This window comes from Deltaproteobacteria bacterium, assembly GCA_019309045.1.
GTDB lineage: Bacteria > Desulfobacterota > Syntrophobacteria > BM002 > BM002 > JAFDGZ01.
In genome coordinates, this window is record JAFDGZ010000004.1 from 71784 (window position 1) to 77967 (window position 6184).

Sequence of the window (6184 nt, forward strand, 5' to 3'; positions counted from 1 at the left end):
CAGGGAAAATATGGCCCAGTCGCCGTTTGCTCGCATACCCCACATACGCCTTGTGAGAGCCGGAAAGCTCTTGGGGTCCTGTCTCTATCTACTGGACAGACGCCACCGGTTGATTGTCAGGCGCAACCTGCAGTTTGTCTTTAGCAGTATGCCCTCTCAGGCAGTGCGCCGGCTGTCCATAGCAGTGTTTCAGCACGTGGCAATTACTGCTCTGGAAGTGCTGCAGGTAAGTTCCTTTGAAAGGAAGGATCTTTTTCAACGAGTTCGTCTGCAAGGTGAACAACATCTGCAACAGCTGGCCAGAAGCAGCAAGGGTGGCATCTTTATATCAGCACATCTGGGGAACTGGGAAATCGGTCATATCTATGCCTCGTGCTACCTGCAGCCCCCCCTGTTCCTGGTGGCAAAAGACGTGAGGCCAGCCAGCTTGAATTCCATGGTGAATGCGATTCGCACCCGCTTCGGCAGTACCATTATCAGCAAGAAAAGGGCGCTGGCGCCCATGAGACGAGTGCTCAAAGACGGTGGCCTTCTCGGGCTGCTCATAGACCAGGGTGTAAGCCGCACGGAAGGCGTGGATATCAGCTTTTTTGGACACAGGGTGTCTGCAACCCCCGTTGTTGCTCTCCTGGCAAGAAGATATGATTGTCCTGTAGTGCCTGGATTTTGTCTAAGAGAGTCGGATGGCCAGTTGACCCTCATTATCAAGCCCCCCCTTGACTTGCAAAAAACGGCAGATTTTCATTACGACATAAAAGTGAATACCCAGAAGATGTATGACGTGATCGAGGAAGCAATCAGGGCATATCCAGACCAGTGGTTCTGGTTCCACAAGAGATGGAAGCGTTATCATGCCTTCCTCTATCCCGAAGAAATGGCCAGGTATGAACGACGCCGGAAAAGAAAGAAAGCTTCTCGAAAGAAAAGGAAAAGATCAAAGTCACTCTAGACATCCGTCTAGAAAATATCTGCTCTGTGGACTCACTGCTATGTTTGGCCGGGAATTATAGTGCAATGAGGCGGCCAGACCGTGATGAAAACAAGCCGCCGAGGCAAGATGACAATTTGCAGCCCCTCAAGTGTCGTTGAAATAACGGATTCCTACCGATGGATATTCGCCGGACATACCCTGGCAACTTTATGGAATCATCCGAATCTACGTCTTTTCAAAAGCAAAGCCAATCGGGATATATCCATCCTTGAGCTTGCCGGTGAAACTTTTTTCGTGAAGCGTTACTACGGGCCTGCAGCAGGGTGGCTGCGCTATTTGCTGACAGGACTGAAAGATATTGCCGGGCCAGAAAATGAATGGCGCCAGGCCAATTTATTAGAACAGCAGCAGATAAAGGCGGCGCGGCCGGTAGCATTCGGCCTGGAACGTACCTGCTGCCTGATGAGGCGCGCTCTGGTGATCACCTTGAAAATGGATGGTGAGCGGCTCGAAGACGCTTTTGCAGCGGGAATGACCTTGGAGCACAAAATCAGGGTGATGGAGCAACTGGCCGCCTTTGCCGGCCGCTTTCATGCCCAGGGCTTTTCTCATCAGGATTTCTATCTCTGTCACTTGTTCTGGAATGAGGCCACAAGTGAGATTGGTCTGATCGATCTGCAAAGAATCCGCCGCCAAAAAGGGCTAGAAGCCGCCCTTCCTCTGCGCTGGCTCGTCAAGGATCTGGCTCAACTGGATTATTCCTGCCGTCGAACTCTCAGCCAGGAAGAATACAGTGTTCTGAAAGAGGTGTTCGTATCTGGCTACGCAAAATACTTGCCTATTGTAAAAGAGCGCAGAACAAGAGAGATGATTCATAAGAAGGTGCAAAGAATTGCCAGACACGACAGCAAGCTGAGAGCAAGAAGGAAACAGCCCCAGCATTTTGGGAGGTGAACGGCCGAGCTCCTTTTGGCGGTAGAACTCTAGAGATCAGTCTGAGAGATAAGCATTGAATACAGAGGTTCGAGCCTTGAGGATAGTGCTGGTACGACGAGAATGCGGGATGCACTATGGCGGTGCGGAAGCATATTGCCTCAACATTGCGCGGATTCTTACCAGCAGAGGACATAAGGTAACCGTGGTGGCCAGGGAGGTTGCATCTCCAGGGGTGCGGCACCTGGCTGTTCCAGTCAGGGGGCGGGGCAGCATTCTCAAGAATCTCTCTTTTTACCTGGGAGTAAAGCGGCTGCTTGCCCGGGAATCTTATGATCTCAGCTATGGTCTTTCCCGGGTAGCACCGGTTGACGTGCTGCGAGTGTCCGACCCTCTGCATGCTGCCTGGCTGGACCTTGATCGGCGGCAGGGAAGCTCTGTTAGAAAGCTCAGCCCCAGGAACAGACTACTTCTCTGGCTGGAGGCGACCTCGATTCAGAAAGCCAGGGCAATCGTTGCCAACTCGCAGCTGGTCGAGAGACAGCTGCAATATTACTATGGCAGATTTGCTGACAAGGTAACTGTTGTCCACAATGGAGTGGATCTGGATCGCTTTCGGCCCATGAGCGCCAGCCAGCGCTCCGATGAGAGGGAAAAATTTGGCCTGCCTCGAAATGCCCTGGTTTTTATTTTTGCGGGTTCAAATTTGCGCAGAAAAGGCTTTGCTGTGCTGTTGTCCACCCTGGCTGCATTCCACCATGAGCCTTTTTTCTTGCTGGCAGCTGGCTCCAGCGGCAGCGCGGCTCTTGAAGAGAAAATCAACAGGATGGCCCTGCGGGAGAGGATCAGGTGGTTGGGATACGTGGCCGCTTTGGAAAAGATCTACGGCCTGGCCGATCTCTTCATCCTACCCACGCTATACGATCCCTTCGCCAATACGGTTCTGGAAGCCCTGGCCTGCGGCATTCCTGCTCTTACTACCAGGCAAAACGGGGCAGCCGAAGCGGCCGGCCAAGTGGCCCCCTGGCTCGTGGTGGCAGAACCTGACCCGAGGCTGCTGCTGGCTGCCATCTCCCGGTTCGCCTCCCTGGCCCAAGAGGAGAAGATGGCCCTGGGCCGGAAAGCCAGGGAGATCGCCCGGACATATACCTGGGCCAGGCATACGGAAAAATTGACCCGAGTGTTCCAGCAACTCCTGGCTTCAGGCCGCAGACAAGAAGGCGACTTCTCTGGCACCTGACACTCCAAAATCGACATGCCTCCAGTCGTACCCGTATTGGCGGCGCAGTTGGCAGCGGGGTATGAGCGGGGATACATCCGCCTCATGAGGCATACCAGCAGGGCAGGCAGTTTCTGGGCCTCACAGGAAAAGCCGCCAGCTTTCTTCCAGGCGACCCGGGCCAGTGGCTGCCTCGAGTCAGCATCTGCAGCCAGCTGTTTCAGAGTGCCTGGCGGGGAGAGCAGATTGTCAGCTTCATAGAAAAATACTTCATTGTGATCAACGCCTTCTCTGACGCTGGCAAGATCTGCGCAGGCAATGGTTTCAGGATTTCTTGCAGCCGCTCACAGGTGCTGCGGCACATTTCCCTGCTTGGTCTGCCTGCTTCTTGAGATAGCGCGGCAGTGATTTTTGGCAATATCCAGGTGAATGGTGCCGCAGACCCTTGTTCTAGATGAGGTTGCAGCGAGAATTCATTTTGAGCCTGCTCCGCAGCAAGTCGACAAGGCGCCTTATTGCAGTAATCATCCGTAGTGGCGACTCACGTGCAGTCTTGACCCAGAGCACAACAGCAAGGAGAGCGAAAAGCACATTCGGAAACCATATGCCTGGAACCGGCGGCAACAAACCATTTTCCGCAAGGGCCTTTCCTCCAGAAAGCAGCATGTAATAAAGCAGGAAAAGTAGCAGGCCAGCCACCAGACCAGTCAGTCGAGAACTGCTTCTCGACTGGATGCCCAGTGGCACGGCCACAAAGGCGAGAACAACACAAGCGAGTGGCAGGGAGAACCTGCGGTGCCACTCGAGCAACAGCTTGGTGTGCAGTTCTGACCGGGGGTCAGAAGCAGCGAGAGCCTGGCGTAGTTCAGCGTAGGTGAGGTGGCGCTCTTTCTTGTGGAGGGTTTTCTTGCCGAAGCTGGCGGCAGCATCTACGATGAGATCGTATTGTTTGAATTGCACAGTCTGAGCACTTTTCATTTCCTTGTCTATTCTGAACAGGTTGCCTCGAAAGAGTCTGAAATTGAATTCTTCACGAGCCTCGTTGTAAACGAGAAACCCTTCCTCGGCGATGATTGTGCTCTTCATCCTGCGGTCTCTTTCGTCAGAAACGAAAACCCCGTAAAGTCTCTTGCCGTCTGCCGACAGGTGGTCGACAAAGAATACCAGTCCTTTCAACTGGTTGTTAAAAACTCTTTCTTTGAGGCTCAACTGGGTCCCCGACCGAGCCATGCGCAGCAATACCCTCTTGAAGGCGACATTTCCTCGCGGCAGCACGAAGAGCGCCAGAAAGAGACTAACAAGCCAGGCCACCACAGCCACCAGTGCAACTGGCGGTATCAGCTGATATAGACTGACCCCAGCCCCCTTGAGAGCGGTAATTTCATTGTCATATGACATCCTGGAGAAGGCCAGCAGAGCACCAAGCATGGTTGCCATGGGGATGGTGAAAAAAAAGAAATAGGGCAGAGAGTAAAAGAGAAGCTCGCCCAGGCCTGTCAGTCCTGCACCGCTGCGAAAAACTAGCGGCAGGAACCTGAGGGATTTGCCCAGAAACAGCACCAACGTCAATACCAGGAGACTGATCGCAATAATGGTAAGCTGTTCTGCCAGTATGTAGCGCATAATGATCCGTCGCATAAATCCGCACTATAATGAAAGTATTGGAGATTGTAAACGCGTAGGTGGTCGCGGCAGGAATGCCGGGCAATCGGCATTCCCATCGTGATCTCTCTCCTTTGCTGATTTGGACTTGCCCAAATAGATAATGATGGGCTATCTTTCAGGCGGGACATCCATGGAAATCATAGGGAGCGAACAGGGTTCAAGGCCCTGGTCAAGTTGTAGCTGAGGCTCTCGAGTCGGGGACTATGGAGCGGACAGAACTGGCCGAGCAGGTCCTCGCCAGCCTCGATTTCCCACAGAGAAAACCGGGTGATGAACCGCGGCCACAAGAACCTGAAGATCGCCTTGAAGCTCGTCAATGTGGGGTGTCTGCCACCAAGGGATGTTTCTACTTTCTTACTTGAGAGCGTTCAAAGATGAATAAGAGGCGGCAAGACCTGCGGCGGCTGGCGCAGCAGTTCTCCATACATATCATCTATGCCTTCGGCAGCTATGCCAGGCAGGTCGCAGAGTGGATGGAAGGCAAAGCCGGGAGCTTATCCATTCCGGCGGGCTCGGATCTAGATATTGGTGTGAAGCCGCAGAAGAGTGAGAGGCTGCATGTGACACAAAAAGTCGCGCTGGCCCAGGCCCTTGAAGATCTTTTTTCTGTTTCGAGGGTGGATCTTGTGGTTCTACCTGAAGCAGATCCCTTTGTCGCAGCCAATATTATCAGAGGCGAAAGGCTCTATGCTCAGGATGAATATCTAGCAGATGAGTACGACCTCTACATTCTGAGAAGGGCTGGAGATCTAGCTCCACTGGAAAGAGAAAGAATGGCCCTCATCCTTGGGGAAGACGAATGAGCCCATCTAAAGTATCAAAAAGAGTGGTCTCGGACCGCTACCAGTGGATTGATCGAATGATTAAGGAAATCAAATCGCTGCCACTCGATAGCTATGACGCCTTCACAGCAGACAAGAGAAATGTCTGGTCAGCGGAATCCTGCCTGAGGCGAGCACTTGAGGCGCTCATGGACCTTGGAAGGCATATCCTGGCCAAAGGGTTCGGCAGGGGTGTAAGTGAATACAGGGAGATTGCCTCCGGGTTGGAAGATGAAAGAATCCTTTCTGCTGAAAAAGGCAAACGGATGAAGATGCTGGCAGGCTACCGGAACCGGATGGTGCACTTTTATCATGAGATGTCAGATAGAGAGCTTTACCAAATATGCTCTTCTCAACTTGATGATATCAAAGATATTGCAACAGAGATTTCCAGATGGCTCAAGAATCATCCAGAGATTATGGACGACACCCTTTAGGTGGGCGGGGACGCGCCTATCTCACTCTGTCATTGGCAAGTGTTCAGCATTCACCGTCGGCACAAGCTTCATTCCCAGCTTCCGGGCCGCCAGCAGGCGACCTTCGCCGGCTCCAATGGTGTTGCCTTTCTCGACGATAGGCACCAGGAAGCCGAAGTTCTTGATGAGGTGCGCCAGG

The 6184-nt window shown here is 52.9% G+C and carries 8 protein-coding genes; 6 read left to right on the forward strand and 2 right to left on the reverse strand.

What is annotated here, in order from left to right; all coding sequences use genetic code 11:
* The first annotated feature begins 10 nt into the window (after window positions 1-10).
* The 3 genes from JRI89_01940 (at window position 11) to JRI89_01950 (ending at window position 3104) form a co-directional block, all read left to right on the forward strand.
* The gene (locus JRI89_01940; GenBank protein MBW2069995.1) at window positions 11-949 is read left to right on the forward strand and encodes a lysophospholipid acyltransferase family protein; all 939 of its coding nucleotides are present in this window, start codon (window positions 11-13) and stop codon (window positions 947-949) included.
* Window positions 950-1225: 276 nt separating this feature from the next.
* Window positions 1226-1885: a hypothetical protein gene (locus tag JRI89_01945; GenBank protein ID MBW2069996.1), complete on the forward strand. Its 660-nt coding sequence runs from the start codon at window positions 1226-1228 to the stop codon at window positions 1883-1885.
* 55 nt (window positions 1886-1940) lie between these two features.
* Window positions 1941-3104: a glycosyltransferase family 4 protein gene (locus JRI89_01950; GenBank protein ID MBW2069997.1), complete on the forward strand. Its 1164-nt coding sequence runs from the start codon at window positions 1941-1943 to the stop codon at window positions 3102-3104.
* 429 nt (window positions 3105-3533) lie between these two features.
* Here the strand turns inward: JRI89_01950 and lptF are convergent, their stop codons facing one another.
* A complete protein-coding gene (gene lptF, locus JRI89_01955) occupies window positions 3534-4721 on the reverse strand; it encodes an LPS export ABC transporter permease LptF (protein ID MBW2069998.1) in 1188 nt (395 codons plus the stop codon).
* 230 nt (window positions 4722-4951) lie between these two features.
* Between lptF and JRI89_01960 the strand changes: the two genes are divergently transcribed.
* Genes JRI89_01960 through JRI89_01970 form a run of 3 tightly spaced genes read left to right on the forward strand, consistent with a single transcriptional unit; the run spans window position 4952 to window position 6006 of the window.
* Window positions 4952-5110, forward strand: a complete 159-nt coding sequence (locus JRI89_01960) for a hypothetical protein (GenBank protein MBW2069999.1) — start codon at window positions 4952-4954, stop codon at window positions 5108-5110.
* 12 nt (window positions 5111-5122) lie between these two features.
* A complete protein-coding gene (locus JRI89_01965) occupies window positions 5123-5551 on the forward strand; it encodes a hypothetical protein (GenBank protein ID MBW2070000.1) in 429 nt (142 codons plus the stop codon).
* Window positions 5548-6006 (forward strand): DUF86 domain-containing protein, encoded by a 459-nt coding sequence (locus tag JRI89_01970; GenBank protein ID MBW2070001.1) that lies wholly within the window; start codon window positions 5548-5550, stop codon window positions 6004-6006. Before JRI89_01965 ends, JRI89_01970 begins: the two co-directional genes overlap by 4 nt.
* Before the next feature lie 21 nt (window positions 6007-6027).
* On the opposite strand, the gene JRI89_01975 is transcribed toward JRI89_01970, so the two are convergent.
* Window positions 6028-6184 (reverse strand): hypothetical protein (locus tag JRI89_01975; protein ID MBW2070002.1); only part of this gene is annotated, 157 nt, incomplete at its 5' end.

Coding starts and splice junctions, on each gene's coding strand:
- JRI89_01940 (MBW2069995.1), top strand. CDS start 11: ATGGCCCAGTCGCCGTTTGCTCGCATACCCCACATACGCCTTGTGAGA.
- lptF (MBW2069998.1), bottom strand. CDS start 4,721: ATGCGACGGATCATTATGCGCTACATACTGGCAGAACAGCTTACCATT.
- JRI89_01960 (MBW2069999.1), top strand. CDS start 4,952: ATGGAGCGGACAGAACTGGCCGAGCAGGTCCTCGCCAGCCTCGATTTC.
- JRI89_01965 (MBW2070000.1), top strand. CDS start 5,123: ATGAATAAGAGGCGGCAAGACCTGCGGCGGCTGGCGCAGCAGTTCTCC.
- JRI89_01970 (MBW2070001.1), top strand. CDS start 5,548: ATGAGCCCATCTAAAGTATCAAAAAGAGTGGTCTCGGACCGCTACCAG.